Source organism: Nonomuraea monospora (assembly GCF_039531895.1).
Lineage (GTDB): Bacteria > Actinomycetota > Actinomycetes > Streptosporangiales > Streptosporangiaceae > Nonomuraea > Nonomuraea monospora.
The window spans coordinates 82,802-108,447 of sequence record NZ_BAAAQX010000009.1; the positions used below are offsets into that span (position 1 = coordinate 82,802).

The 25,646-nt window shown below is 70.7% G+C and carries 28 protein-coding genes; 13 read left to right on the top strand and 15 right to left on the bottom strand.

All coding sequences use genetic code 11. The annotated features are described in order from the left end of the window. Positions 1-4 precede the first annotated feature (4 nt). The 3 genes from ABD331_RS19550 to ABD331_RS19560 are packed head-to-tail and all read right to left on the bottom strand — an operon-like array spanning position 5 to position 1,984. On the bottom strand, positions 5-271 hold the full coding sequence (locus ABD331_RS19550) for a hypothetical protein (protein ID WP_344476681.1): 267 nt from the start codon (positions 269-271) through the stop codon (positions 5-7). After that, positions 271-603 carry an ArsR/SmtB family transcription factor gene (locus tag ABD331_RS19555; RefSeq protein ID WP_344476682.1) on the bottom strand — a complete coding sequence of 111 codons (333 nt, stop codon included), beginning with the start codon at positions 601-603 and terminating at the stop codon, positions 271-273. The genes ABD331_RS19550 and ABD331_RS19555 overlap by 1 nt, the downstream gene beginning before the upstream one ends. A gap of 52 nt (positions 604-655) precedes the next feature. Then, positions 656-1,984, bottom strand: a complete 1,329-nt coding sequence (locus tag ABD331_RS19560) for a hypothetical protein (RefSeq protein ID WP_344476683.1) — start codon at positions 1,982-1,984, stop codon at positions 656-658. Positions 1,985-2,135: 151 nt separating this feature from the next. On the opposite strand from ABD331_RS19560, the gene ABD331_RS19565 reads away from it, so the two are divergent. From ABD331_RS19565 to ABD331_RS19585, 5 genes are all read left to right on the top strand, one after another. Then, entirely contained in the window at positions 2,136-3,938 is a 1,803-nt protein-coding gene (locus tag ABD331_RS19565) for a flavin-containing monooxygenase (protein ID WP_344476685.1), read from the top strand. 13 nt (positions 3,939-3,951) lie between these two features. Continuing rightward, positions 3,952-4,395 carry a hypothetical protein gene (locus ABD331_RS19570; protein ID WP_344476687.1) on the top strand — a complete coding sequence of 148 codons (444 nt, stop codon included), beginning with the start codon at positions 3,952-3,954 and terminating at the stop codon, positions 4,393-4,395. A 40-nt stretch (positions 4,396-4,435) separates the two neighbouring features. After that, positions 4,436-4,942: a hypothetical protein gene (locus ABD331_RS19575; protein WP_344476688.1), complete on the top strand. Its 507-nt coding sequence runs from the start codon at positions 4,436-4,438 to the stop codon at positions 4,940-4,942. A 62-nt stretch (positions 4,943-5,004) separates the two neighbouring features. Further along, complete coding sequence (locus ABD331_RS19580) at positions 5,005-6,168, top strand: sensor histidine kinase (RefSeq protein ID WP_344476689.1); 1,164 nt, start codon at positions 5,005-5,007, stop codon at positions 6,166-6,168. Positions 6,169-6,184: 16 nt separating this feature from the next. Beyond that, on the top strand, positions 6,185-6,826 hold the full coding sequence (locus ABD331_RS19585; protein ID WP_344476691.1) for a response regulator transcription factor: 642 nt from the start codon (positions 6,185-6,187) through the stop codon (positions 6,824-6,826). A gap of 19 nt (positions 6,827-6,845) precedes the next feature. Here the strand turns inward: ABD331_RS19585 and ABD331_RS19590 are convergent, their stop codons facing one another. Further along, positions 6,846-7,277, bottom strand: a complete 432-nt coding sequence (locus ABD331_RS19590; protein WP_344476693.1) for a VOC family protein — start codon at positions 7,275-7,277, stop codon at positions 6,846-6,848. A 30-nt stretch (positions 7,278-7,307) separates the two neighbouring features. Between ABD331_RS19590 and ABD331_RS19595 the strand changes: the two genes are divergently transcribed. Together ABD331_RS19595 and ABD331_RS19600 are read left to right on the top strand one after the other, a co-directional pair. Further along, positions 7,308-8,102, top strand: coding sequence for an MBL fold metallo-hydrolase (locus ABD331_RS19595; RefSeq protein WP_344476695.1), 795 nt, complete (start codon positions 7,308-7,310; stop codon positions 8,100-8,102). A 10-nt stretch (positions 8,103-8,112) separates the two neighbouring features. Then, positions 8,113-9,078, top strand: a complete 966-nt coding sequence (locus tag ABD331_RS19600; RefSeq protein WP_344476697.1) for a GNAT family N-acetyltransferase — start codon at positions 8,113-8,115, stop codon at positions 9,076-9,078. Here ABD331_RS19600 and ABD331_RS19605 read toward each other — a convergent pair. Both ABD331_RS19605 and ABD331_RS19610 read right to left on the bottom strand, forming a co-directional pair. Further along, positions 9,022-10,377 carry a sensor histidine kinase gene (locus tag ABD331_RS19605; RefSeq protein WP_344476698.1) on the bottom strand — a complete coding sequence of 452 codons (1,356 nt, stop codon included), beginning with the start codon at positions 10,375-10,377 and terminating at the stop codon, positions 9,022-9,024. The two genes, ABD331_RS19600 and ABD331_RS19605, sit on opposite strands and share 57 nt — an antisense overlap. A gap of 92 nt (positions 10,378-10,469) precedes the next feature. Then, on the bottom strand, positions 10,470-11,141 hold the full coding sequence (locus ABD331_RS19610) for a response regulator transcription factor (RefSeq protein WP_344476700.1): 672 nt from the start codon (positions 11,139-11,141) through the stop codon (positions 10,470-10,472). A 123-nt stretch (positions 11,142-11,264) separates the two neighbouring features. On the opposite strand from ABD331_RS19610, the gene ABD331_RS19615 reads away from it, so the two are divergent. Further along, a complete protein-coding gene (locus ABD331_RS19615; protein ID WP_344476702.1) occupies positions 11,265-11,870 on the top strand; it encodes a hypothetical protein in 606 nt (201 codons plus the stop codon). Between the two features lie 7 nt (positions 11,871-11,877). Here the strand turns inward: ABD331_RS19615 and ABD331_RS19620 are convergent, their stop codons facing one another. Further along, positions 11,878-12,954, bottom strand: a complete 1,077-nt coding sequence (locus ABD331_RS19620) for an Rv3169 family protein (protein WP_344476704.1) — start codon at positions 12,952-12,954, stop codon at positions 11,878-11,880. A 117-nt stretch (positions 12,955-13,071) separates the two neighbouring features. Further along, complete coding sequence (locus ABD331_RS19625) at positions 13,072-13,509, bottom strand: hypothetical protein (protein WP_344476706.1); 438 nt, start codon at positions 13,507-13,509, stop codon at positions 13,072-13,074. Between the two features lie 222 nt (positions 13,510-13,731). On the opposite strand from ABD331_RS19625, the gene ABD331_RS19630 reads away from it, so the two are divergent. Both ABD331_RS19630 and ABD331_RS19635 read left to right on the top strand, forming a co-directional pair. Next, positions 13,732-14,268, top strand: a complete 537-nt coding sequence (locus ABD331_RS19630) for a peptidylprolyl isomerase (protein WP_344476708.1) — start codon at positions 13,732-13,734, stop codon at positions 14,266-14,268. Positions 14,269-14,901: 633 nt separating this feature from the next. Next, positions 14,902-15,768, top strand: a complete 867-nt coding sequence (locus ABD331_RS19635) for a rhomboid family intramembrane serine protease (protein WP_344476710.1) — start codon at positions 14,902-14,904, stop codon at positions 15,766-15,768. Positions 15,769-15,802: 34 nt separating this feature from the next. On the opposite strand, the gene ABD331_RS19640 is transcribed toward ABD331_RS19635, so the two are convergent. After that, on the bottom strand, positions 15,803-16,048 hold the full coding sequence (locus ABD331_RS19640; protein WP_148442372.1) for a cell division protein CrgA: 246 nt from the start codon (positions 16,046-16,048) through the stop codon (positions 15,803-15,805). Between the two features lie 144 nt (positions 16,049-16,192). Here ABD331_RS19640 and ABD331_RS19645 point away from each other — a divergent pair, with 144 nt between their 5' ends. From ABD331_RS19645 to ABD331_RS19655, 3 genes are read left to right on the top strand one after another with little or no spacing between them, the layout of a single operon-like run. Then, the gene (locus ABD331_RS19645) at positions 16,193-16,801 is read left to right on the top strand and encodes a class E sortase (protein WP_344476712.1); all 609 of its coding nucleotides are present in this window, start codon (positions 16,193-16,195) and stop codon (positions 16,799-16,801) included. Position 16,802: 1 nt separating this feature from the next. Continuing rightward, positions 16,803-16,961, top strand: coding sequence for a hypothetical protein (locus ABD331_RS19650; protein WP_344476714.1), 159 nt, complete (start codon positions 16,803-16,805; stop codon positions 16,959-16,961). Further along, positions 16,958-17,530 carry an anthranilate synthase component II gene (locus ABD331_RS19655; RefSeq protein WP_344476716.1) on the top strand — a complete coding sequence of 191 codons (573 nt, stop codon included), beginning with the start codon at positions 16,958-16,960 and terminating at the stop codon, positions 17,528-17,530. Before ABD331_RS19650 ends, ABD331_RS19655 begins: the two co-directional genes overlap by 4 nt. Positions 17,531-17,683: 153 nt before the next feature. On the opposite strand, the gene pknB is transcribed toward ABD331_RS19655, so the two are convergent. The 6 genes from pknB to ABD331_RS19685 all read right to left on the bottom strand — a co-directional run bounded on the left by pknB (position 17,684) and on the right by ABD331_RS19685 (position 25,639). Continuing rightward, positions 17,684-19,540: a Stk1 family PASTA domain-containing Ser/Thr kinase gene (gene pknB / locus ABD331_RS19660; protein ID WP_344476718.1), complete on the bottom strand. Its 1,857-nt coding sequence runs from the start codon at positions 19,538-19,540 to the stop codon at positions 17,684-17,686. An 83-nt stretch (positions 19,541-19,623) separates the two neighbouring features. Continuing rightward, positions 19,624-20,991: a serine/threonine-protein kinase gene (locus ABD331_RS19665; protein ID WP_344476720.1), complete on the bottom strand. Its 1,368-nt coding sequence runs from the start codon at positions 20,989-20,991 to the stop codon at positions 19,624-19,626. Between the two features lie 21 nt (positions 20,992-21,012). Continuing rightward, a complete protein-coding gene (locus tag ABD331_RS19670) occupies positions 21,013-22,476 on the bottom strand; it encodes a peptidoglycan D,D-transpeptidase FtsI family protein (protein WP_344476722.1) in 1,464 nt (487 codons plus the stop codon). Beyond that, complete coding sequence (locus tag ABD331_RS19675; RefSeq protein ID WP_344476723.1) at positions 22,473-23,861, bottom strand: FtsW/RodA/SpoVE family cell cycle protein; 1,389 nt, start codon at positions 23,859-23,861, stop codon at positions 22,473-22,475. Before ABD331_RS19675 ends, ABD331_RS19670 begins: the two co-directional genes overlap by 4 nt. Continuing rightward, positions 23,862-25,172, bottom strand: coding sequence for a Stp1/IreP family PP2C-type Ser/Thr phosphatase (locus ABD331_RS19680; RefSeq protein ID WP_344476726.1), 1,311 nt, complete (start codon positions 25,170-25,172; stop codon positions 23,862-23,864). It lies immediately after the preceding gene. Further along, positions 25,169-25,639 carry an FHA domain-containing protein FhaB/FipA gene (locus tag ABD331_RS19685; protein ID WP_344476728.1) on the bottom strand — a complete coding sequence of 157 codons (471 nt, stop codon included), beginning with the start codon at positions 25,637-25,639 and terminating at the stop codon, positions 25,169-25,171. The genes ABD331_RS19680 and ABD331_RS19685 overlap by 4 nt, the downstream gene beginning before the upstream one ends. Positions 25,640-25,646 lie beyond the last annotated feature (7 nt).

Genomic DNA, 25,646 nt, shown 5'->3' on the forward strand with positions numbered 1-25,646 from the left:
GGGATCACTCCACCGTCCGCAGGATCCGCTCGATCGACTCCGTACGGGAGCGCAGCTCCGCCAGCTCGGCGGCCATGCGCTCCTGCGTCTCCACCGTGCTCCGCGCGAGCTGCTCGAACCGCTGCACCAGCTCCTGTAACGCCTCCGCCGCGTCGGCCTGCCGCCTCGACTTGCGGGACTCGAACATCCCCACGGTGAACACGCTGATCAGGAATGTGACGAGGATCAGCACCCCGAGGAAGAAGATCACCTCGGGCCAGGTGTACGACATCAGGAGCCCTCCTCGGGGTCCGGCCTCGTGAGTGTCCTGGCCGCTTCGGCCAGCGTCGACGCGGTGAGGTGCAGGCTGAAGTCCGTGACCTCGTAGTACTTCATGGCTTTGCCGTCGTCCGACAGCTCCAGGCTGCCGGCGATCAGCCCGGCCGCCTCCAGCCGGCGCAGGTGCATGTGCAGCAGGGGGCGGCTCACGCCGATCACGCGGGCCAGGTGGCTGACGTAGTCGCGCCCGGCGGCGAGCTGGGCGATGATGCGCACCCGCAGCGGGTTGGCCAGCGCGGCGAGCATCTCGACCAGGTCGTCACCCGTCGGCCCGGCCTCCGTCATAGCTTCCCATCACCTGTAAGCATCACCTTACGGGGCACCGTAACACAGCGGATCAGGCCACTTTGACCGGTTCCCGCTCCCGCGCGGGCGCGGCCCGGTCCTGCTTGACCAGGGTCAGCCCGGCCGCCAGGCAGATGAGCGGGATGGCCGGGATCACGTACCGCACGTCGAAGGCCGCCAGGAACGGCGGCGAGGCGATCAGCGCGAGCGCGGCCAGGCCGGGCAGCAGCGCGTCCCACCGCCGCCTGACCAGCGCCGCCGCCAGCGTCGCGACCAGGGCGAGCGTGAGCAGCGGGAACGGCACGTACCCGAAGCGCTGGTAGGCGCGCAGCCAGCCGGCGAACGGCTCGACCACCCGGGTCGCCGCGGGCCCCGCCTCGTAGGACTCGGCCACGCCGCGCACCGACTCGCTGATCGGCCGTTCCGAGGCGGGCAGCTTGTACGGCGTCTTCTCGTCCACCGCCGTGCGCTCCCAGCGCAGCAGTTGCTTGAGGTCGGTCGCGACCGCCCCCAGGTAGGCGCCCGGCTGGGCGAGGATGGCCTGCCTGGCGAACTCCCCGGCGAGCTGGTTGCGGTTGGCGGTGCCCGGCACCTTGAGCAGCGGCGAGAAGCTCTCCCACAGCCAGTGCGGCGGGTAGGGCCGCTGCTCGACCGGCATGCCGGGGCAGAGCACGGCCAGCCGCTCGGACGGCTTGATGACCTCGCAGTCGGCGAAGCTCATGGTCCTGGACCACAGGAAGTTCCCGTCGGCCTCGGTGAGGCCGAACTTGCCCTTCTCCACCTTCATCCAGGTCGCGTACGCGCCGAGCGGGAGCGCCCCGGCCACCAGTAGCGCCACCAGGGGCCGCCAGCCGTACCGCCTGACCAGCAGGTACGCGGCGGTCAGGATCAGCAGCGGCAGCCCGACGGTCCTGGTGATCCCGGCCAGGCCCAGCAGCAGCCCGCCCACGGCGGCCGTGGCAGGGGTGACGCGCCAGACGATGAGCGCGACGGCCGCGGCGACGAGCACGATGAAGACGGCGTCCGCCATGATCATGTGCTCCAGCAGGAGCAGGAACTCGTCGTAGAGCAGCGGCGTGACCAGCAGCGTCGCGCCCCAGCCGGGCAGGCCGCGGCGGCGCAGCAGCGCGTACAGGGCGACGGCGAGCCCGAGCACGAGCAGGTGCTGCAGGACTGTGACGAGGGTGAGGCTGTGCGCGGGGCGCAGCAGCGCCAGCAGCAGGGAGTAGCCGGAGGGGCGCGCGGTGCCCGGCGCCAGCTCCTCCTTCAGGAAGGCGAAGGAGTCGCCGTAGAAGAGGATCGCGGGCGGGAAGCCGAGCACCGTGAGCACCCGTAGCCCGATCGCCGGCAGCATGGCGATGACCAGTGCGCGATGGGCCAAGACAGATCCACTTCCTCGTGCGTCCGAGACCCCACCATAGTGGACATCCCGGTCAGTGAGCAGGGATCCCGCAGGCGTGGCCTCTTGTCGGCGCCATTACCGAATGACATTCTGGAATTAGGTCCGTCGTCGCCTCCCGCGGAGGACATTCATGACCGTCGACAAGGAAGCCCTGCGCCGCAAGTACCGCGAAGAACGGGACAAGCGGCTGCGCCCGGACGGCAACGATCAGTACCTCCGGCTCACCGGCCGCTTCGCCCACTACCTCGACGACCCCTACACCCCGATGATGGAGCGTGCCCCGAAGACCGACCACGTGACGGTCGCGTTCGTCGGCGGCGGCTTCGCCGGGCTCGTCACCGGCGCCCGCCTCAGGGAGGCCGGGGTCGAGGACGTGCGCATCGTGGAGAAGGGCGGCGACTTCGGCGGCACCTGGTACTGGAACCGCTACCCCGGCGCGCAGTGCGACACGGCCTCCTTCGTCTACATGCCGCTGCTCGAAGAGACCGGCCACATGCCGACCGAGAAGTACGCGCACGCGCCCGAGATCCTGGAGCACTGCCGCCGCATCGGCAAGCACTACGGCCTGTACGACAACGCCCTCTTCCACACCGAGGTCACCGACCTGACCTGGGACGAGACCCGCTCCCGCTGGCTGATCAGAACCAACCGCGGCGACGCGTTCACCGCCCAGTTCGTCGCCATGGGCATCGGCCCGCTGCACGTGCCCAAGCTGCCCGGCATCCCCGGCATCGACGACTTCCGCGGCCACGCCTTCCACACCAGCCGCTGGGACTACGCGTACACGGGCGGCGACCCCTCCGGCGCGCCCATGGACCGGCTGGCCGACAAGCGGGTGGCCATCATCGGCACCGGCGCCACCGCCGTCCAGTGCGTGCCGCATCTGGCGCGCGCCTGCCGCGAGCTGTACGTCTTCCAGCGCACCCCCTCCTCCGTGGACGTGCGCGACAACCGCCCGACCGACCCCGGCTGGTTCGCCACCATCGCCACCCCTGGCTGGCAGCAGCGCTGGCTGGAGAACTTCACGGCCAACCAGACCGGCGCCCCGGCCGAGGAGGACCTGGTCATGGACGGCTGGACCGACCTGTCCCGCCGGTTCCGCGCCAAGATCGAGCACCTGCGGCCCGAGGAGCTGACGCAGGAGAACATGCTGGCCGCCTTCGAGGACTCCGACTTCGAGAAGATGGCGGAGATCCGCGCCCGCGTGGACGCCGTCGTCGAGGACCCGGAGACGGCGCAGGCACTCAAGGCCTGGTACCGCCAGCTCTGCAAGCGCCCCTGCTTCCACGACGAGTACCTCCAGGCGTTCAACGAGCCCGGCACCCACCTGGTGGACACCGGCGGCAAGGGCGTCGAGCGCATCACCCGGAAGGGCGTGGTGGTGGCGGGCCGGGAGTACGAGGTGGACTGCGTCATCTACGCCTCGGGCTTCGAGGTCGGCACCGACTACACCCGCCGTGCCGGCTACGACCTGACCGGCCGCGGCGGCCTCCGGCTGTCGGAGCACTGGGCCGACGGCATGCGCACGCTGCACGGCGTGCACGTGCACGGCTTCCCCAACGCCTTCCTCGTCCAGCCGACGCAGGGCGCCAACCTCATCTCCAACATCCCGCACAACCTGACGGAGGCGGGCAGGACGATTGCCGTCACCGTCAGGCACGCGCTCGACCACGGGTACGCCGAGGTCGAGCCCACCGCGGAGGCCGAGGACGGCTGGGTGGAGTTCCTCCTGTCGGGCACGGGCCGGCTGCTCGGCTCCCAGGAGTGCACGCCCGGCTACTACAACAACGAGGGCCAGGACCCCGGCAGGAAGAGCTGGCTCGGCGTCGGCCACCCGCACGGGGCGATGGCGTACTTCGCCTTCATCGACGGCTGGCGCGAGTCGGGCACGTTCGACGGCCTGGACTTCCGCCGCGGCGGCCAAGATCGGTAGCCTTCGTCCCACCATGAGCTACGACCTGTACTTCTACCGCCGCGACCCCGGCCAGTCCTGGGACGACGCGCTGACGGCGGCCGCGAGTGCCCTGCAACCCGACCCGACGGCCTGGGACGGCGTCGTGACCGGCGTCCGCGACCTGCTCGGCGAGGTGAACATCGTCGCCTACCCGCCGAACTGGGAGCTGGACCACGACGGCACCGGCATCTGCGTGAACCACTGGGAGGGCGGCTGGGAGATGAGCGTGCCCTACCGGACCCACGGCGAGGCGGCCAGGCAGGTCGTCGGCCTGCTGTACGAGGTGGCGTCCGTGGTGGAGCGCGAGTCCGGGTTCGAGTGCTTCGACCCGCAGCTCGGGCTGCCGAAGGCGCAGGTCACGGACCCGGGAGCGGCGGTGCCGACGTTCGACGCGGTGGCCGGCCAGTACGGGCGGCGGGACGCGGCACGCGCCTGACCCCGGCGTGCGACAAGCGTGTCCGTAGGGTATGCGTTGCGTGGGCGCGGCGATCAAACGGGGTAAACCCTGCAATGTGACTCATGGAAGCCGGAAACCCCTGCGCGAAGGCGACGGCGGCCCTTATGTACGGGTACAGGTCCGCTATTACGGTCGGCTCGGCGTGCCCGTGGGCATCTTCGCCGCCTGTCACCACCTCCGCCGCGCCGGTCGGCTCACGCCGGAGGACGACGAACTGTTCACGACGGTGGACAACTGGTTCATCGCGCGGTTGCCGTACCCGCCCTTCTACGCGGACGGCAACACCATCCGCGCCGTCCCCTGGTTCAAGCCCGACGCGGCCCGCCTCATCGCCGAACTGGCGCCACTGGAAAGTCTGCTGCGCCGCTACGACGTTCCGTACGACGTCGTGCGCTCGCCCGACCCCGGCACGATCATCTACGAGGACGATTTCCAGATCGGAGTCCTGCCCTACGTCCGCCGGCCAGAGGAGAGCCGGCCGCAGACGCCGGCGGTCTCCGGAGGCGCGAACGTACCCTTCGGGTAACCCGCCCAAAGGTGGACCTAGCACTACTGACCGCCCCTGACCTCGGCCGATACCGTCAGAACGTGCTCAACAGGACCGCGCTCGAAGCCCTGACCCGGCGCCCCCTGCCGTTCCTGGCCTCCGCGTGGCCGTGGCGCGGCGCGGCGTACCTGGCGGCCAGTGCCGTCCCCGGCGTGGCCGCGGGGCTCACCGTCGCGGCCGCCGCCGGCGGCACGCTCGTCAATCCGGCGCTGGGCGTCGTCGCGGGCCTGGCCGCACTCGCCCTGGCGGCGGTGCTCGTCGCGCCCTTCGAGCGGCTGCGGCTGCGCCTGGTGGACGCGGCGCCCGTGCCGCGCCCGCCGGACCGGCGCAGGCGCGAGGCGGGGCTGGCGGTCATGACGCTGCTCGCGCTGTGGTGGATCGACCTGGTCATGCTGTCGTTCACGATCGGCGGCCCGCTGGTGCTGGCGCTGTCCCCGGTGCTGCAGCCCGCGCTGGCGCCGATCGTCGGCGTGCTGTCCACCGTGGCGGGCGTCCTGCTGCTGCCCGTGGCCGCGTACACGATCACCGCCTGGGCGGGCGCGCGCGGCGCGATGGCCCGCGCCATCCTGGCGCCCGCCCAGTCCGAGCTCAGCGAGGTGCTGCGGTCGCGGGCCCGGCTGGTGGACGCGTTCGAGCTGGAACGCCGCAGGATCGAGCGGGACCTGCACGACGGTGCGCAGCAGCGGCTGGTGGCGCTGTCCATGTCGCTCGGCATCGCAGGGCTTGACCTGCCTCCCGACTCGGAGGCCGCCCGCCTGGTCCGGCAGGCGCACGGCGAGGCCAAGCAGGCGCTGGCCGAGCTGCGCGAGCTGATCAGAGGCGTGCACTCCCAGGTGCTCACCGACCGGGGGCTGGCCGCGGCCGTTCAGGACGTGGCCGGGCGCTCGGCCGTGCCCGTGGACGTGGCGGTGGACCTGCCCGGCCGGCTGCCCGCCCCCGTCGAGGTGACCGCCTACTACGTGGTCAGCGAGGCCCTGGCGAACCTCGCCAAGCACAGCGGCGCCACCAGAGGATCCGTCACCGGCCGGGTCGAGCGCGGCACGCTCGTCGTCGAGGTGCGCGACGACGGCGCGGGCGGTGCCGACCCCGGGCGGGGGACGGGGCTGACGGGGCTGGCCGACAGGCTGGCCGTGGTCGAGGGCAAGCTGTCCCTGTCGAGCCCGCCCGGCGGCCCGACCCGCCTGCGGGCGGAGATCCCGTGTTGAACGACAAGGAGAAACCGTGCGCGTGGTGATCGCCGAGGACGCCGTCCTGCTCCGCGAGGGCCTGGCCGGGCTGCTCGAACGCTTCGGCCACACCGTCGTCGCCTCCGTCGGCGACGCGCCCGCCCTGATCGAGGCGGTCGCCGAGCACCGCCCCGAGGCCGTGGTGACCGACGTGCGCATGCCGCCCGGCTTCACCGACGAGGGCCTGCGCGCCGCGCTGGAGCTGCGCGCCGGCGACCCCGGGCTGGCGGTGCTGGTGCTCAGCCAGTACGTCGAGCAGACGTACGCGGCCGAGCTGCTGGAGTCCGGCGGCGGCGCGGGCGTCGGCTACCTGCTGAAGGACCGCATCGGCGACGTGCGCGAGTTCGTCGAGGCCCTCGACCGGGTCGCCGGCGGCGGCACGGTCGTGGACCCCGAGGTGGTGCGCCAGCTCCTGCGACGCCGCCGCGACCTCCTGGCCAGGCTCACCCCGCGCGAGCAGGAGGTGCTCGGCCTGATCGCCGAGGGGCGCACGAACGCGTCGATCGCCAAGGAGCTGTTCGTCACCGAGGCGGCCGTGGCCAAGCACATCGCCAACATCTTCACCAAGCTCGACCTGCCGCCCGCCGCCGACGGCCACCGCCGGGTGCTCGCCGTGCTGACGTACCTGAACGGCTGACACCCGCCTCGACGGCCGATCAGGACACGCAGAACTCGTTGCCCTCCGGGTCGGCGAGCGTGACCCACCAGTTCGGCCCCTGACGGCCTCTGTGCAGCTCCTTGGCGCCCTTGGCGGTCAGCCGCGCGACCTCCGCCTCGATGTTGCCCGCCCCCACCCGGATGTCGAGATGCTGGCGGTTCTTGCCCGACTTGGGCTCGGGTACGAGCTGGAACAGCACGCGCGGAGCACGTTCGAGGCCGTCGGGATGCCTGATGGCCGCGCCCGCCCGCCACACGAGCGCGCCGTTGTGCGTGGTCGTGTCGTCCTCGCGGGCGTGCCCCTTCTCGATCAGCTCCTTGATGACCGCCTCGTCCTGCGCCTCGACCTGCCAGCCGAGCGCGTCGGCCCACCAGTCGGCAAGGGGGTGCGGGTCGCCCGAGTCGATGACGACCTGGAAGTCATATGACATGCATCAATCCTAAAAGTATGGTTCGTTGGCATGAGCAAGCAGTGGCAGGAGGTGGGCGACCGGGTTTACGTCCGGCGTCACCGGTCCTACGACATGAACGTCGGCCTGGTCGTGGGCGACGGCCACTGCCTCGTGCTGGACACCCGGGCCTCGCACCGGGAGGCCGCCGACCTGATCGACGCCATCAGGACGATCACCGCCTTCCCGTGGACGGTCGTCAACAGCCACTCCCACTTCGACCACTACTTCGGCAACGCGCTGTTCGGCGGCGCCGAGATCTGGGGCCACGCCAGGTGCGCCGAGGAGATCGAGACAGACGGCGAGGCGACCAGGGCCCGCCTGATCGAGCGCAACCCCGAGCGGCGCGAGGAGCTGGAGGAGGTGGCGATCGTGCCGCCCGACCACACGTTCACCGTCACGGCCAGCCTGGACATCGGCGGCCGGATGGTGCACCTGCGGCACTTCGGGCTCGGGCACAGCAGCAACGACGTGGTGGCGCACGTGCCCGACGCGGGCGTGGTGTTCGCCGGTGACCTGGTGGAGGAGGGGGCGCCGCCCTCGTTCGCGAGCTCCTACCCGCTCGACTGGCCCGGCACCGTGGCGGCGATGCTCAACGAGATGCCCGAGCCGGTGATCGTGCCGGGGCACGGCGCGGTGGTCGACCGGTCGTACGCGCTGGCGCAGCACGACGAGCTGGCCCTGGTGGCCGAGCTGGCCAAGCGGGCGCACGTGGAGGGGCTGCGCGACGTGATCAGATCGTTCCCCTACCCGGAGGACGTGTCCCGCCAGGCGATCTCCCGCGCCTTCCTGCAGCTCGACGCCTAGGCTCTGACCCATGCGATGGGGACCGCTGACCCACGAGGACGCGCCCCTGCTGGCCGGGTTCTGGGCAGCGGCCGGCACCGGGCAGAGCTACACCCTGGACGACGTCCGCGAGCAGCTCTCCCACCACCTGATCGACCTGGCCGAGGGCACCCTGGCGGCCAGGGACGGCGACCGGATCGCGGCCGTCGGCTACCTGCCGGTCAGGCAGTCGGCGGAGGGCGGCTCGCACCTCATGCGCCTGTGGGGCGGCGTACACCCGGCCTATCGCGGGCAGGGCCACGGCAGGCGGATCCTCGACTGGGCGATCGCGGCGGCCCCCCGGCTCAGCGAGAAGGCGTTCCCCGGCGTGCCCGTGGAGATCCTGATCGTCGGCGGCGAGGACGACCGGCGCCTGGCCGCCCTCGCGCGGGCGACGGGGTTCGCCGCGGTGCGCACGTTCGCCGAGATGACGCGGAGCCTGCCGGACGACCTGCCCCCGCTCAGCCTGCCCGAGGGGATCGCCGTCGCGACCTGGTCGCCGGAGCTGGACGACGAGGCCCGCCGCGTCCGCAACGAGTCGTTCCGCGACCACTGGGGCACCGTGCCGCACACCCGCGAGAGCTGGTCCGGCCACCTGACCGGGTCGCACAACTTCCGCCCCGAATCCTCCTTCCTGGCCCTGGCGGGCGACCGCGCCGTGGGCGTGCTCATGACGCACGCGCGCGGGCCGCACACGGCGTGGATCCAGGTCGTGGGCACGCTGAGGGAGTGGCGCGGCAGGGGCGTGGCGGGCGCGCTGATCGCGCACGCCCTGGCGGCCTTCGCCCGTCAGGGCTACCTGAGCGCCGGGCTGGGCGTGGATCTCGGCAACCCCACCGGGGCCGTCCGCGTGTACACGCGCTCCGGCTTCACGATCACCCGGCGCGACACGAACTACGTCCTACACCTGGTGCAGGGGGAAACGCGCGACGAAGCCACGGTCGCCGTACACGAGTGAACCCTCGTGCAGGAGCGCGATGTCCCGCGCGATCGGCAGCCCCAGCCCCGCGCCGCCCGCGTCCCTGGCCCGCGCCTCGTCCAGCCGGGTGAAACGGCCGAACACCGCCTCCCGCTGCTCCTGCGGGATCCCCGGCCCGTCGTCCGACACCTCCAGCACCGCCTCCTCGTCCTCGGCGGCCACCCGCACCCGCACGGTCGAGGCGGCGTGCCGGACCGCGTTGTCGGCCAGGTTCGTCACCAGGCGGTCCAGGTGCGCGCTCGACCCCCGCAGCACCACGTCGGGCTCCACGTCCAGCTCCACCCGCACCTCAGGCCGCCGCCTGGCCCGCAGCGCCGCCTCGGCGGCCACCTGGCCCAGGTCCAGCTCGGCCGCGCGCAGCGGCTCGCCCGCGTCCAGCTTGGCCAGCATGAGCAGGTCGGCGGCCAGCGACTGCAGCCGCTCGACGTCGGCCAGCGCCTCCCTGGTCAGCTCGCTGGGCTCGGCCAGCTCCAGCCTCGCCCGCAGGGTCGCGATCGGGCTGCGCAGCTCGTGCGCGGCGTCGGCGACGAACCGCTTGTGCCGCTCCACCGCCGTCTCCAGCCGGTCGAGCGTGCCGTTCACGGTGGTCGCCAGCGCAGCGATCTCGTCCTTCGAGCTCGGTACGGGCACCCGCTGGCCCAGGTCGCGGGCCGTGATGTCGGCCACCTTCGCCCTGATCGCCGCCACGGGGGCGAGCGCCCTGCCCACCGACAGCCAGGTCATCCCGGCCACCACCACCAGCAGCGCAGGGACGCCGGGCAGCAGCGTCTGGTACAGCGTGCCCAGCGCCTGCTGCACGGTGTTCAGAGAGACCCTGGCCAGCACCGTGGCGGGCCCGGCCGCGGTGGCCACCTCGACGCCGGCGACCGCGTACTCGCCGGGCGAGGCCCACCCCTCGGCCGCGGCGACCTTCTTCTTGGTGATCAGCAGGTCGGGGTCGGCCAGCCGCACCACCTTGCCGTCGCTCAGCCGCACCTCGCCTTCCTTGCCCTGCATGAGGTCGTCCTTGCCCTGTTCGAGGGGGACGGTCTTCGCGGGCGTCGGCGCCGCCTCGGGCCCGTCGGCCCGCTTCACCTCCAGCGTCTCCGCGTACGGGGCCACCGCCGTGGCCTTCTTGACGGCCTCGGCGTCGGCGCTGCTCACCAGGCTGCCGCGCAGCGCCAGCACCAGGATCAGCGCCGCCAGCCCCAGCGCCAGCGCCACCACGAGGGTGGCTGCCGCCGTCGCCCGCACCCGCACGGACGACAGCCCCGCCACCGCCCCCTCCCACCGCCTCACGCTCTGGCCTGCTCCCGCTCTGGCCCGCGCACGCTTCGGCCCGCGCACGCTTTGGCCCACTCCCGCCTTGGCCTGCTCACGCTTCGGCCCGCTCACGCCGCCTCCAGCCGGTACCCGGCGCCGCGGACCGTCATCAGCGTCGTCCTGCCGAACGGCACGTCGATCTTGCGGCGCAGCGCGCTGATGTACACCTCGACGATGTTCGGATCGCCGTCGTAGGAGAAGTCCCAAGCCTGAGCCAGCAGCTCGCTCTTGGAGACCACCTCCCCGGCCCGGCGCGCCAGCGCGTGCAGTACCGCGAACTCCTTCGGCGTGAGCTGGATCCCCGCCTCGCCCCTGCGGCACCGCAGCCCCGCCGGGTCGAGCACGAGGTCCCCGACGCTGATGGACACCGGCCGCTCACGCCCGCCCCGCCGCACCAGCGCGCGTAGCCTGGCCAGCAGCACCACGTACGAGAAGGGCTTGGCCAGATAGTCGTCGGCCCCGTTGTCCAGGGCCTCGGCCTCGTCGTAGATGCCGTCCTTGGCGGTGAGCATCATGATCGGCGTCCAGTCGCCGGCCTCGCGCAGCCTGGAGCAGATGGCGTAGCCGTTCAGCCTGGGCAGCATCACGTCCAGGACGATCACGTCGTAGGCGTTCTCGGTGGCCATCCACAGCCCGTCGCGCCCGTCGTGGGCCACGTCCACCGCGAAGCCCTCGCCCGCCAGCCCGCCCTTGACCAGGCCGGCCAGCCGCTCCTCGTCCTCCACCAGTAACACTCGCACGCCGTCCAGGGTGCCTCAGGAGACCTAAAGCCAACCTGAAGATCATTTAGGTGCTCTTCAGGATCGCTTCAGGATCGGGCGGCCATCCTCGGGGCGACAGGTCGTACCCAGTGAGGAGAATCCATGTTCAAGCGTCGTCTCGCGGTGCTCGGCACGGTCGCCGTGCTCGCCGTCACCGGCCTGGCCGGCTCCGCCATGGCCGACGAGCCCACCCCGCCCGCCGGCACGAAGGTGACCTGCACGACGTCCGACGGCAAGACCGTCGAGCTGGCTCCGGCGCTGCCCGCCAAGGAGGGCAAGGCGGGCGTCGTGGTGGGGCCTGACGGCAAGGTGACGCGCGTCGGGCCGGGCGAGAAGGTGAAGGTCGAGAAGCTGCCCGACGGGGGTGTGGCGGTGAAGAAGGAGCCGCTGTCGCCCGAGGAGCTCGAGAAGTTCGGCAAGGTCAAGGAGCTCTCGCCCGAGGAGGCGGAGAAACTGGCCAAGCTCTCGCCCGAGGAGGCCGCGAAGCTCCCCAAGATCAAGAAGCTCTCGCCCGAAGAGGCTGAGAAGCTGGGCGAGGCTCGGCAGCTCTCGCCGGAAGAGATCGAGAAGTTCGCCAAGACGGAGGAGCTGACCTCGGCCGACGCCGAGACCGCGGTGCCCGCCCTGCCGACGAAGCCGGGCGAGGAGGCGGCCTCGCCCGGGCTCAAGTCCGACATCAAGATCATCTGCAAGAAGCCCGCGGAGTAGGCCGCCGTCATTCGGGGAACGACGGGTGCGGCCCCAGCGCCCAGTACTCGAACAGCCCGTGACCCACGAGCCCGTCGTACTCGAACCGTCCGACGGCGTCCACCAGGCCCCACATCCTGGCGGCGTCGTCGGGCAGCCGGTACGTCACGCCCTGCACGACCGGCCCTGCGCCCTGGTACATCCCGTGACGCCACTCCTGCTCCAGCCCGTAGCCGGTGCCGACCATGAGATGCACGGGCAACAGCGGCGTGCAGCGCACCTCGAACGGCTTGCCGCCGGGCGGCGCGAACGCGATCACGGCCTCGACGACGTCGCGGGTGCCGGGGGCGTAGACCGGGCGGTACTCCGGCCTGCCGAGGTACTCCTCCTCGCGGCCGTCGGGCCACACGCGCACGGCCTCCTCCAGCAGCCGCCTGCCCCGCTCGTCCTCCTGGACGATGCAGAGGATGGCGTGGTCGTCGAAGCGCATCGGCGCGTACAGCCAGTAGAACGTGCCGGCGTTCTTGGTCATGATGCCGGGCGGCTCGGGCTCGCCGACGGGCCTGATGCCCCACGACCGGTCCCTGGTGCCCATCCAGCGGTCGGGCGTGACGGGGATCTCCGTCTCCCCGATCGTGATGGCGCCGCTCCAGCGGCCGGTCTGCGCCATCCGTACCGAGTCGAAGACCACCCGCTCCTGCCAGCGCAGGAAGTGCCGCGGCTCCAGCACGGCGGGGATCGTGCCCTCCCACAGGAGGTCGAAGGCCAGGCCGTGCTCGTTCGGCTCCAGGACGACCCTGAGCCGCTTGAGCCCCTCGACCACCTCGACCCGGAACGGGCCCACCCGCGTGTCCATCCGGTCGGCGCCCAGCTCGCGCGAGGCGCGTACGACGCGGTGCAGCTCGGGGGTGCGGACGCAGGCGAAGGCGTCGGTGACGCCGAGGTTGGGGTACTGGCCGAGACCGATGATCAGCATGAGGTCGTCGGAGGCGGCGTGGCAGTTGAAGTAGTAGCGGTCGTAGAAGTTGCGGTCTCCGGTGGTCACGTGCCGCATGACCTGGGGGGCCTGGTGCACGGGGTAGTCGTCGAGCGGTGACAGCGCCATGCCGGGTTTGTAACAAGCGCTTGCTCGTACGTCAACGGGCGCCTTACGGACGCGCACACCAGCGCGCCCCCGTGACAACTTTCGTCACGGGGGCGCGCTACCGGCGTGCCGGGGCGGTCACGACATCCTGCGTGACGCCTCATCCGCCTTGTCCGACACATTGGCCGCCATGCGGTCCGTGGACTCGGATGCCCTGTCTGCCTTCTCATTGACCCAGCGTGAGGCATCGGAGGCGGAGTCCTTCATGTGCTCGGTCCACTGCTGAGCGTTGCGGCGATAGAACATGTATCCAATCGTTCCCACCGCTAGGCCGGACAGCAGAACGAGCATCGGCCACCGCCGCGACCGCGACGGCGTGGGGTCGATTCGCCTGGCCGCGTTGGTCAGCATGAGACTGACCTTCGGTGCGAACTGCTCCTCGAACCCGTGCGCCGCGGACTCAATCCGTGGCGCCGCCCAGTATCGGGCGTCTTCGATCCGGTGGGCGGCGGCCACCTTGGCCTGGTCCGCCATGGGTTGCATGCGCCGGCCGGTTCGTACGGCCTGATCCTTCATGCGACCCACCCACGTGGCCGGCACTTCTATGGCCACGCGGCGTCTTCTCATTCTCAGGGACACGACAACCTCCCCTGTCGTTGGGGCCCCGCAGCCTGACCTGCCCCGGACAAGGCGGCTCAATCATCGCCGTCCATGGGAGGATGGCTCCGAAGGCCGTACGGCCATAAATCTCAAAACACCACAAAACCAACCCTGTGCATAGAGGGGGGCAGCTGTCTCGTGGCTGAGAAGCTGATCGCAAACCTGCAGACCAACCGCGGCAATATCAAGGTAGAACTCTTCCCGACAAAGGCGCCGAAGACGGTCCGCAACTTCGTGGAGCTGGCAGAAGGCACCCGCGAATGGACCCACCCGGGCACCGGCGAGAAGAGCACCGGCCGCTACTACGACGGCACGATCTTCCACCGGGTGATCTCCGGCTTCATGATCCAGGGAGGTGACCCGCTCGGCCAGGGCATCGGCGGCCCGGGCTACGAGTTCGACGACGAGATCCACCCGGACCTCTACTTCAACCGCCCCTACCTGCTCGCCATGGCCAACGCCGGCGTCCGCGCCGGCAAGGGCACCAACGGCTCGCAGTTCTTCGTCACGGTCGTGCCGACGCCGCACCTCAACGGCAAGCACACGATCTTCGGCGAGGTCGTCGAGGGTCAGGAGGTGGTCGACGCCATCGCCAAGACCCGCACCGACCGCCGCGACCGTCCGGAGGACGACGTCATCCTGGAGTCGGTCACCATCGACCGCGTCCAGGCCTGACGGCCGGCCGCCTGACGGCTCGCACGCCGCCCGCCCCGCCCCCGCTCACCCGGGGGCGCCGGGCCCACCCCTCTACGCGCACTTGCGGCCCTCACGCCGCTCGAGCGCCCCCAGACAGGGCTTCGTGCTTCCCCGCCGCCCCTAACACGGCCTGTGCGCTCCCATCGCGCCGCCTCACGCGCTTCCACGCGTTCCACGCGCTGCGCCATGCGCCCTCTACGCGCGCTGCGCCATGCGCTTCCACGCGTCCCACGCGGCGTCCGCGCCTCTACGCGCGCCGCGCTTCAGGCGCCGAACGTGCGCCGCACCCCGCGTGCCTCCGCGCCACACACAGCGTCCGCGCTTCCACACCCGCGCTGCGTCCCACGCCCGCCGCGCCTGCGCTGCGCCCGGCACGCCCCGCGCCCGGCACGCCCCGCGCCCCGCGCCCGGCACGCCCCGCGCCCCGCGCCCCGCGCCCGCGCTGCGTCCCACGCCCGCCGCGCCTGCGCTGCGCCTCGGACGCCCCGCGCCTCACGTGCGCTTCGACGCGTTGTGCTCCAGGCGCCTCTGCGCCGGGCTGGGCCGCACGCGCGCCGTCCCCCGCACACCAGCCCCAACGCGGCACGTCCCCGCAAGCCTTAGGCTTCGGTCATGACCAGCCAGCCGCCGAGCCCGCCCCCGCAGCCCGAGCAGCCCGCTGAGGCGGTGCCCACGTGCTACCGGCACCCCGACAGGGAGACCTGGGTACGTTGCCAGCGTTGCGACCGCCCCATCTGCCCCGACTGCATGCGCGATGCCGCCGTGGGCTTCCAGTGCCCCGAGTGTGTGGCGGAGGGCAACAAGGGCATCCGACAGGCCAAGTCCACGTTCGGCGGCGGCGTCGTCCGCACCCCGTTCGTGACGTACACGCTGCTCGTGGCCAACGTGCTGATCTTCGGCGCGCAGTACCTGATCGGCGACGAGATCACGGGCGAGCTGGCGATGTGGCCGGCCGGCGTGGCCGTGTACGGCGAGTACTACCGCCTGATCACGGCGGCGTTCGTGCACGGCGGCGTCTTCCACATCCTGTTCAACTGCTGGGCGCTGTTCGTGGTCGGCCCGTACCTGGAGCGTGCCTTCGGCCACGTCCGCTATGCCGCGCTCTACCTGATCAGCGCGATCGGCGGCTCGGTGCTCGGCCTGTGGCTCGACCCGCTGGGCCAGCCCACGGTGGGCGCGTCAGGGGCGATCTTCGGCCTGTTCGGCGCGGTGTTCGTGGTGGGCCGCAAGCTCAACATGGACGTGCGCGGCATGGCCGTGCTCATCGCGCTGAACCTGGCCATCACGTTCCTGGTGCCGGGCATCAGCTGGACGGGTCACGTCGGCGGCCTGATCACCGGTTCCCTGCTGGCGGGGGCGCTCGCCTACGCCCCCAAGAACAACAGAGCCCTCTGGCAGGTGCTGGCGATCGTGGCGATGCTGGTGCTCCTGGCCGTGCTCGTGCTGGTCAGGACGCAGGCGATTCTCGCCCTGCTCTGACTTCCCCAGGCTGTGGAAAAGGCTGTGGAAAGAACTAACGCCAGCGGGTGGAAAGAACCACACCGAAGATGATGAAAACAAACCCGATCAGCAGGTTCCAGTTCTGGAGGTCGCTGAAGAACGGCGCCTGCGGTGCGACGTAGTAGATCGCGATCCACAGGATGCCGATGATCCAAGCGGCGACCATCGTGGGGGCCAGCCAGCGCGGGCTGACCTTGACCTGCTGAGACCTCTGCGGCGGCGTGTAAACCGCCTTCTTGCGAGCCTTGGACTTGGGCACTGGATAACTCCTGCTGAGGGCCTGGGCATCCGGATCGTCCACAGGCTCTTCGTTTAGCGTAGTTGAAGCGTGCCCCAGGATAGTCGCCACGCGCACGTCATGGCGATCCCCGGTGTCCGGATCGTGGCCGAATAACCTGATCGCATGCGGGCCACGCTCCGGGCCGTGGGGGAGCTCAGCATCACCGCGGGCCTGATCCTCATGCTGTTCTGCGCCTACCTGCTCTGGGGCACGGGCGCTTACACCCAGAGCCAGCAGTCGCTGCTCAGGAGCGAGCTGGCGGCCGAGAAGCCGCGTCCGCGGCAGGTGCTGCCTGGTCAGGCGCTCGCGATGCTGCGCATCCCGAGGCTGGGCCGCGACTACCAGTACGCCGTGGTCGAGGGCGTGGCGGCCGACCAGCTCAAGAAGGGGCCCGGCCACTATCCCGACAGCGCCATGCCGGGCCAGGTCGGCAACTTCGTGCTGTCGGGCCACCGCACCACGTACGCGGCCCCGTTCAACGAGATCGACGAGCTCGAACGCGACGACGAGATCGTGGTCGAGACCCCCGAGGCCCGCCACACCTACCGCGTGACCTCGCAGGACATCGTCAAGCCCGACGAGATCGAGGTGCTCGCCCCCGTGCCGGGCAAGCCGGACATCCGCCCCATCCGCGCCTTCATCACGCTGTCCACCTGCCATCCCGAGTATTCGGCCGCCGAGCGCCTCATTGTCTACGGCGTGCTGAAGGGGAGCGAACCCCGCGAGGAGTGACATGTACGCCTGGCTCTGGCGCAAGCTGCCCGGCCGTCCCGCCGCCCGCGTGCTGACGGCCGTCGCGCTGGCCGCCGCCGCGGGGGCCGTACTCTGGTACGCGGTGTTCCCGCTTCTGGAGCCCGTGGTGACGCTGGACGAGGTGACCGTAAGGAAATGACGCGCGTGCTGGTCGTGGACAACCACGACAGCTTCGTCCACACGATCGTGCAGTACCTGCGCGAGCTGGGCGCCGACTGCGACGTCCGGCCGCGCGACGAGGTACGCGTGCACGACGCCGACGGCTTCGACGGCGTGCTCGTCAGCCCGGGCCCCGGCACCCCTGAGGCGGCCGGTGTGAGCGTCCCCCTGGTGCATCACGCGGCCGGGAGCGGCAAGCCGCTGCTCGGCGTCTGTCTCGGCCACCAGGCCATCGCCGTGGCCTACGGCGCCACGGTGACCCGGGCGCCTGAGTTGTTTCACGGGCAGACGAGCGCCATCACGCACGACGGCAAGGGCGTGTTCGAGTCGCTGCCCTCACCCGTCCGCATGACCCGCTACCACTCGCTGGCCGTGCTGCCCGAGACCGTGCCGGCCGTGCTCGACGTGACCGCCCGCACCCAGGACGGCGTCGTCATGGGGCTGCGGCACCGCCGGGCGCCCGTCGAGGGCATCCAGTTCCACCCCGAGTCCGTGCTGTCGGAGCATGGTCATCGGCTGCTCGAAAATTGGTTGCGCGGAATCGTGTAACAAATGTCTCGCGCAGAGCGACGTACAAGTGAGCGTCCCCGCCGTTGCCCCCGAGCGGCGGGGGCGTTCTCTGTTTTCCCACGGACTTTCTCACGGACATGCTGAAGGGCCGCCCCCGGCCGGGGGCGGCCCTTCACCGCGTTCTATAGGGCCTCAGCCGCCGAGGCCGCCGCCGAGCCCGTCGTCGCCGATCGGGTTGTCCTCGGTCGGCTCGTCGGACGGGAAGTCGTCCGTCGGCTCGTCGGACGGGAAGTCGTCGCTCGGCTGCTCCGTCGGGAACGAGTCGGTCGGCTGCTGCTCGGGGCCGGTGGACACCACGATCGTGATGGTCGTGCCCGAGGTGAACTTCTCCCCTTCGCCGGGGTTCTGCTGCACCACGGTGCCCTCGGGCGCCGCGTCGGCCTGCCGGACCACCTTGGCCTTGAAGCCCGCCCCGGTGAGCGCGGACTTGGCGTCGGCCTCGGTGAGGCCGATCACGCTGGGCACCTCGCTGAGCGCCTTCGGCACGAACAGGGTGACGGAGCCGCCCTCCTCGATCTCCGTGCCGGCCTTGGGGTCGGTGGCGACGACCGTGCCCTGCGGCTTGCTGGAGTTGCGCGTCTTGATGACGCCGCTCAGGCCCGCCTCGTCCAGGACCTTCTCGGCGTCCTCCTGGGACATGCCGACCAGGCCGTCCGGCACCTTGACCTTCTTGGGGCCGCTGGAGACGTACAGCTTGACCGCTGAGTCCTTCTCGACCTTGGTGCCGGCCTTCGGGTCCGTCCGGATGACGGCGTCCTTCTCGACCTCGGAGCTGGCCTCCTTGACCACCTCGACCTTGAGCCCGAGCGTGGTGAGCTGCTCCTCGGCGTAGGACTGCTCCTGCGAGGCCAGCTCGGGGATGGCGATCTGGGTGTCGGTGGGCGTGTTGCCGCCGCTGAACACCACGTAGCCGATGGTGATGAAGCCGCCGATGATGAGCAGCGGGATGATGATCCACAGCGCCGTCTTGAGCGCGTTGTTCCCGCTTGATGCCCTGCGCCGCCCGCCGCGACCGCCCTCGTCGTACTCGTACGGCGGGACCGCGGTGGTGCGCTGCGTGGCCGGGCCCTGCGCCGCCTGCGTGGCGGTCATCATGCGGGTGCCCTGCCCGAAGTTGCCCTGCATCGCCATCGTCTGGGCGTCGACCGGCATGCCGGACATCGCGCGCTGGATGTCGGCGCGCATCTCGCCCGCGTTCTGGTAGCGGTGCGCCGGGTCCTTCGCCATGGCCTTGAGCACGATGGCGTCGGCCCACGGCGGGATCTCCGGGTCGATCTGGGACGGCGGGATGGGGTCCTCGCGCACGTGCTGGTAGGCGATCGCCACCGGGGAGTCGCCGGTGAACGGCGGCTGGCCGGTCAGCAGCTCGTAGAGCAGGCAGCCGGTGGAGTAGATGTCGCTGCGCGCGTCGACCCGCTCGCCGCGCGCCTGCTCAGGCGACAGGTACTGGGCGGTGCCGATCACCTGGGCCGTCTGCGTCATCGTGGCCGCGGAGTCGGCCATCGCGCGGGCGATGCCGAAGTCCATCACCTTGACGTCGCCGGCGCGCGTGATCATCACGTTGGCCGGCTTGATGTCGCGGTGCACGATGCCGCCGCGGTGGCTGTAGTCGAGCGCCCGCAGGATGCCGTCGACCAGCTCCACGGCACGTTCGGGCAGCAGGCGCCGGTCCTGGCGCAGGAGGTCGCGCAGCGTCCTGCCGTCGACGTACTCCATCACGATGTACGGCACGGGGGTGCCGTCGGTGGTGTCCTCGCCGGTGTCGTAGACCGCGACGACGGCCGGGTGGTTAAGGGAGGCCGCCGACTGCGCCTCACGGCGGAACCGGGCCTGGAAGGTGTGATCGCGCGCGAGGTCGGAGCGGAGGGTCTTGATCGCGACTATGCGGTCCAGCCGGATGTCTCGGGCGCGATACACCTCGGCCATGCCGCCGCGCCCGACGACACCGTCGAGCTCGTAGCGACCGCCGAGTAGCCGAGGCTGAGTCATTTCCTGCACTGTCCCTTACCGTTCATCTTGGGTACCGGCCTGCTCGGGGGGCCGCCGGTGTCCATCATCGACCCCATGGCGCATCACGTCTCCTCCTTGGGCGGGTTCGTATCACCCGGGTCCGGCGAGGCGGTGGGTGTCGGAGTTGTCGGTGTAGTGGTGGGCGTCGGGGTCGTCGGGGTGGGTGTAGGGGTCCGGGTGGTGGTACGGGTCGGTTTCGGCGTCGGCTTCTTCGTGGGAGTAGCCGACTTGCTTACGGTAGCCGACGGCGAGGGTATAGGGTTCGTCGACTTCACCGGAACCACCGGCGGGCGCCGCGTCTTCGTCTTCGTCTTGGTCGGCCGCACCCGCTGCTGCGTGGGCGCCGATGTGGCAGGCGGTTGCGACGGCTCCGCCACCTCGGGCGCCGTGCGCGGCTGCTCCCGGTTGGCGAACGTCAGCGCGGTGAGCCCCACCGCGGCCACGCAGCCCGCCGCGGCCACCAGCGCCAGCGTCCTGGCGCCCCTGCGCCCGCCCCGCGACTGCTCCTGCACGGTGGTGGCCGGCGCGAGGTCGTCGGTGTCCCGCTGGTCCTCGGGGGCCGGCTCGCGGACGCGGAAGCCGCCCGGGTCGGTGAGCATGCTCAGCTCGGGCACGTGCTCGACGCCCGCCAGCGACTCGCGCAGCACGTACGCCCGGTCGGCCGCCTCCAGCGCGGAGCCGGGACGCTGCGCGGGCTCCTTGGCCAGCAGCGCCATGACCAGCTCCCGCACCGGCGCGGGCACGTCCACGCCGAGCGGCGGCGGCTGCTCGTTGAGGTGCTGCAGCGCGATCGCCACCTGGCTGTCGCCGCGGAACGGCGTGCGCCCCGTCAGGCACTCGTAGGCCACCACGCCCAGGGAGTACAGGTCGGTCGCGGGCGTGAGCGGGAAGCCCTGCGCCTGCTCGGGGCTGACGTACTGGGCCGTGCCGAGCACCGTGCCGGTCTGCGTGACCGGCGCGGCCTCCAGGGCGCGCGCGATGCCGAAGTCCGTCACCTTGATGGCGCCCTCGGGGGTGACCAGCAGGTTGCCCGGCTTGATGTCGCGGTGGATGATGCCCGCCGAGTGGGCGGCGTGCAGCGCCTTGGCCGTCTGGTGCACCACGTCGAGCGCCACCTCGGGCCCGATGGCCCCGTTGCGCGCCAGGATGGCCGACAGCGGCTCGCCGTGCACCAGCTCCATGACGAGGTAGGCCAGCTCGCTCTGCTCGCCGTAGTCGAAGATCTGCGCCACTCCGGGGTCCGCGAGCGCGGCCGTCAGCCGCGCCTCGTTGCGGAACCGCTCGCGGAAGGTGGGGTCGGCGTAGATGTGGCTGCGCAGGATCTTCACCGCCACCTCGCGCCCGAGCAGCTCGTCGCGGGCACGCCACACTTCTCCCATACCGCCCGTGGCGATGCGGGAGACCAGGAGGTAGCGGTTACGGAGCCGCATGACCCAGCAGGTTACCGTCAATCACTTGTTCAGCACCGCCTCCAGCACGGCCTTCGCGATCGGCGCGGCGGTGTGTCCGCCGGTCGCCTCCGCGCCGACGTTGGCCGCACCGGACTCGACGATGACCGCCAGGGCCACCTTCGGGTCGTCCGCGGGCGCGAAGGAGATGAACCAGGCGTGCGGCGGCGCGCCTGTCGCGGTCTCCGCGGTGCCTGTCTTACCCGCTACTTGGACGCCCGGGACCTGCGCCAGGTTGGCGGTGCCGTTGCTCACGACGCTCACCATCATCTCGCGCAGCTTCGCCGCCGTCTCGGAGCTGACCGCATCCGTCTTCAGCTCGTCGGGGTCGGCCTCCTCGATCGGGTCGCCCTTGGCGTCGGTGATCTTGTTGACCAGGTACGGCTTCATCACCGTGCCGTCGTTGGCGATGCCGGCCGCGATCATGGCCATCTGCAGCGGCGTCATCCGGTTGTCACGCTGCCCGATCGAGGCCATGGCCAGCGCGGCCTTGTCGTAGTCCTTGCCGAAGTCGCTCTGCGCGGCGGCCATCGGCACCGACACCGGCGTGCCCATGCCGAACTTCTCCGTCTGCTCCTTCATGGCCTCGAAGCCGAGCTCCATGCCCATCGAGGCGAAGGGGGTGTTGCAGGACTTCTCCAGCGCGTACACCAGCGTCACCTGGCCGCTGCCGCAGGCCGAGCCGCCGTAGTTGGGCAGGCTGATGTTCGTGTTGGGCAGCGGCAGCCGCTGCGGCGCCTCCACGTTCGTCTGCGGGCCGCGCGAGGAGTCGGCCTCCAGGTACGCCGCCATGGTCACGACCTTGAACGTCGAGCCGGGCGGGTACGTCTGCGAGATGGTGCGGTTGAGCAGCGGCTGGCTCTTGTCGGCGTCGAGCTGGTCGTACCTCTTGAAGACCGTGCCCTTGTCGGTGCCCGACAGCTCCGCCGGGTCGAAGGTGGGCAGCGAGACCATCGCCAGGATCGCCCCCGTCTTGGGGTCGAGCGCGATCACGGCGCCCCGCTTGCCGCTGCTGCGCAGCGCGTCGTAGGCGGCCTTCTGGGCCTTCGGGTTGATCGTCAGATCGACGCTGGCGCCCCTGGTGGGCTCGCCGGTGAACAGGTCGATGCTCCGCCGCAGCAGCAGGTCGGCGCTGGAGCCGTCGAGCAGCGCGTTCTCGCTGCGCTCGATCGCGCTCTCGCTCTCGGGCGAGAAGTAGCCCGTGACGTGCGCGTACAGCTTGCCGTCGGTGTACTTCCTGACGAACTTGAAGTCGCTGTCCTTCGTCTCGACGGACTGGGCCAGCACCTTGCCGCCGGCCGTGATGCGGCCGCGCTCGATGGCGTAGCGGTCGAAGTAGTTGCGGGTGTTGCGCGCGTCCGTCCGGTATTCCTCCGCCCGTACGGCCTGGAGGAAGTTCACATTGATCATCAGCAGCGCGAACATGGCCAGACACGCCACGGCCACGCGCTTGAGAGTGCCGTTCATCGCTGGAACACCTGCGTCAGTCCTTCGTTCTGGATCGCCTGGGGCGGGGGGCGTCTGGCGGCATCTGACGTTCGTACCAGCAGCGCGATAAGGATCCAGTTAGCCAGGAGTGCCGAGCCGCCCTGGGACATGAACGGCGTCACCAGGCCGGTCAGCGGGATGAGGTTCGTCACGCCCCCGACGATGATGAAGACCTGCCAGGCCAGGATGAAGGACAGGCCGCCCGCCAGCAGCTTGGAGAAGGGGTCGCGGGCCGCCAGGGAGGTGCGCAGGCCCCGCTGCACGATCAGCGCGTAGATCATCAGGATGGCCATCAGCCCGGTCAGGCCGAGCTCCTCGCCCATGGCGTTGAAGATGAAGTCGGAGAAGGCCAGCGGGATCAGGTCGGGGTGACCCTGGCCCAGGCCGGTGCCCAGGATGCCGCCGGCGCCCAGGCCGAACAGGCCCTGCATGATCTGGTAGCTGCCGCCGAACTCGCGGTCGTAGTACTCGCTGGAGCCCGGGTTGAGCCAGACGTCGAAGCGGTCGCCCACGTGCGAGAAGATCTGCCCGGCCAGGAACGCGCCGCCGACGAACAGCAGGATGCCGATGAGCACCCACGACGTGCGCTGCGTGGCGACGTACAGCATCACCACGAAGCCGCCGAACAGCAGCAGTGACGAGCCCAGGTCCTTCTGCAGCACCAGGACGCCGATCGCGACCGCCCAGGTGATGAGCACCGGGCCGAGGTCGCGCGCCCTGGGCAGGTCGATGAACAGCAGTCGCCGCCCGGCCAGCGCCAGCACGTCGCGCTTGGCGACCAGGTAGCCGGCGAAGAAGACGACCAGCGCGATCTTGGCGAACTCGGCCGGCTGGATGGTCGCCGAGCCGAACCCGATCCAGATCCGCGCGCCGTTGATCTCCTTGCCCAGCCCCGGCACCAGCGGCGAGACCAGCAGGATCACGCCCACCAGCCCGGCCGTGTACGTCAGCCGCTGCAACGTCCGGTGGTCACGCAGGACCAGCAGCGTCACGGTGAAGAGCACGACCCCGATGCCGGTCATGACGATCTGGTTGGTGGCGGAGGCGCCCCGCATGCCGATCAGGTCGGACTGCTCCAACCGGTAGATCATCACCAGGCCGAGGCCGTTGACCAGCGTCACCAGGGGCAGGATCAGCGGGTCGGCCCAGGGCGCGAACTTGGCCAGCACCAGGTAGGCGGCCAGCATCAGGCCGCCCAGGCTCAGCCCGTACGTCAGCATGCCGGCGGGGACCTGGCCGTCGATCGCCAGACCCACGTTGGCGTACGCGCCCATGATGATCAGCACCGCGAGCGCGAGCATGATCAGCTGCGCCCCGCGCCGTTTGGCCGGCATCGGGACGGGGGAGATCGCGACTTCGCTCATCTACTGCTGTTTCGTCTTCGTGGCGGTGGCGGATGGCGAAGGGGAGTCCGTGGGGGAACCGCTCGCCTCCGCGGTGGGCTCTTCCTTCGGCTCCGACTCGGAGAACTTCAAGCTGTTGATTTTCGTCACGCCCTCGGCTTCGGTGGTGACGGGGATGCCGCTCCTGATCAGCGCCTGGTCGGCCTCGGAAAGCTGGGAAAGCTGCTTGCCCGTGGGCTTGGAGACGTGGAAGAGCGGAAAAGGCCCCAGCTCCCTCTGGATCCCTTGGAACACGACCACCTCGTCGCCCCTTGCGCCGACGAAGAACTGGTCCTGAGTCCACTGATATCCAAAGTAACCGCCGACGCCGACGGCGACGATGCCTACGCCGAACACGGTGACCAGCACGGGCCACACGCGACGACGCCTGCCCGACCGCCGGGACGCCTGAGGGGCGTCCGGCTCATCGAACTCGTCGTCGGTGATCACCGGCTGGGGTGCGGTCACCGCGCTGGCTCGCCCCGGCGAGGCGTCCTGAGGACTACCGTGCAGCCTGGTCATGCCCGCGGCGCCCACCACGGCGGCCTCCGCGGGCACCTGCTGCCCATCGGTGATCTCCAGCACGTCGGCCAGCACGCACGTGATGTTGTCGGGCCCGCCCCCTCTGTTCGCCAGGTCGATGAGCTGGCGGACGACCTCTTCAGGATCGTCGATGTTGGTGAGCGTGGCGTGCAGCGTCTCGGCGCTCACCACGCCCGACAGGCCGTCGGAACACAGTAGGTAGCGATCGCCCACCTGCGCCTCGCGGAGCGTGAGGTCGGGATCGACCTCGCCGCTGCCGTCGAGCGCGCGCAGCAGGATCGAGCGCTGCGGATGCGTGGCCGCCTCTTCCGGCGTGATGCGCCCGTCGTCGACGAGCTGCTGCACCAGCGTGTGGTCATGCGTGATCTGGTAGAGCTCCCCGCGTCTGAGCAGGTAGGCGCGCGAGTCGCCCACGTGCACCAGGGCGACCTGGGTGCCGTTCCAGAGCATGGCCGTGAGAGTCGTGCCCATGCCTTTGAGGCTGGGATCCCGCCCCACCATCTCGTGCAGCTTGCGGTTGGCGTCGCGTACCGCTGCCTCGATGGCGTTGAGCAGGTCACCCCCCTGTTGGGCCTCTTCCAGAGAGGCCATGGCGGCGATGGCGACTGAGCTCGCCACCTCGCCGTGTGCGTGCCCGCCCATGCCGTCGGCGACAGCGAGCAGGCGGCCGCTAGCGTACGCCGAGTCCTCGTTCCCTTCGCGGAGGAGGCCGACGTCCGAGCGGGCGGCGTAGCGGAGTGCGATGGTCATTTGCGCAATTCAATGACTGTCTTGCCGACGCGGATCGGAACACCGAGCGGCACCGGGGTCGGGCGGGTGACTTTCGAGCGGTCGAGATACGTGCCGTTGGTGGACCCAAGATCTTCCACGATCCATTGACCGTCCTGAGGGAAGAGCCGGGCATGCCGGCTGGAAGCGTAGTCGTCGGTGACTACCAGCGTGGCGTCATTGGCCCGGCCAATGGTGATGGGCGTCTCCGTGAGGTCGATGGTGGTGCCTTGGAGTGGGCCACCGGTGACGATGAGCTGGCGTGGCTCGCCCTTCTTGCTCTTGGGCTTGGCCACGGGTTTGGCGACCTTCGCGGCCTTGCGTGCGACCGCGGGAGCCGTGCGTGAACCGAACAAGTCAGTCCGGATCACGCCGACTGCGGCAATGACGAAGAACCACAGCACCGCCAGGAAAGCGAGCCGGATCAGCAGCAGCGTGAGCTCGGACATGGACCGT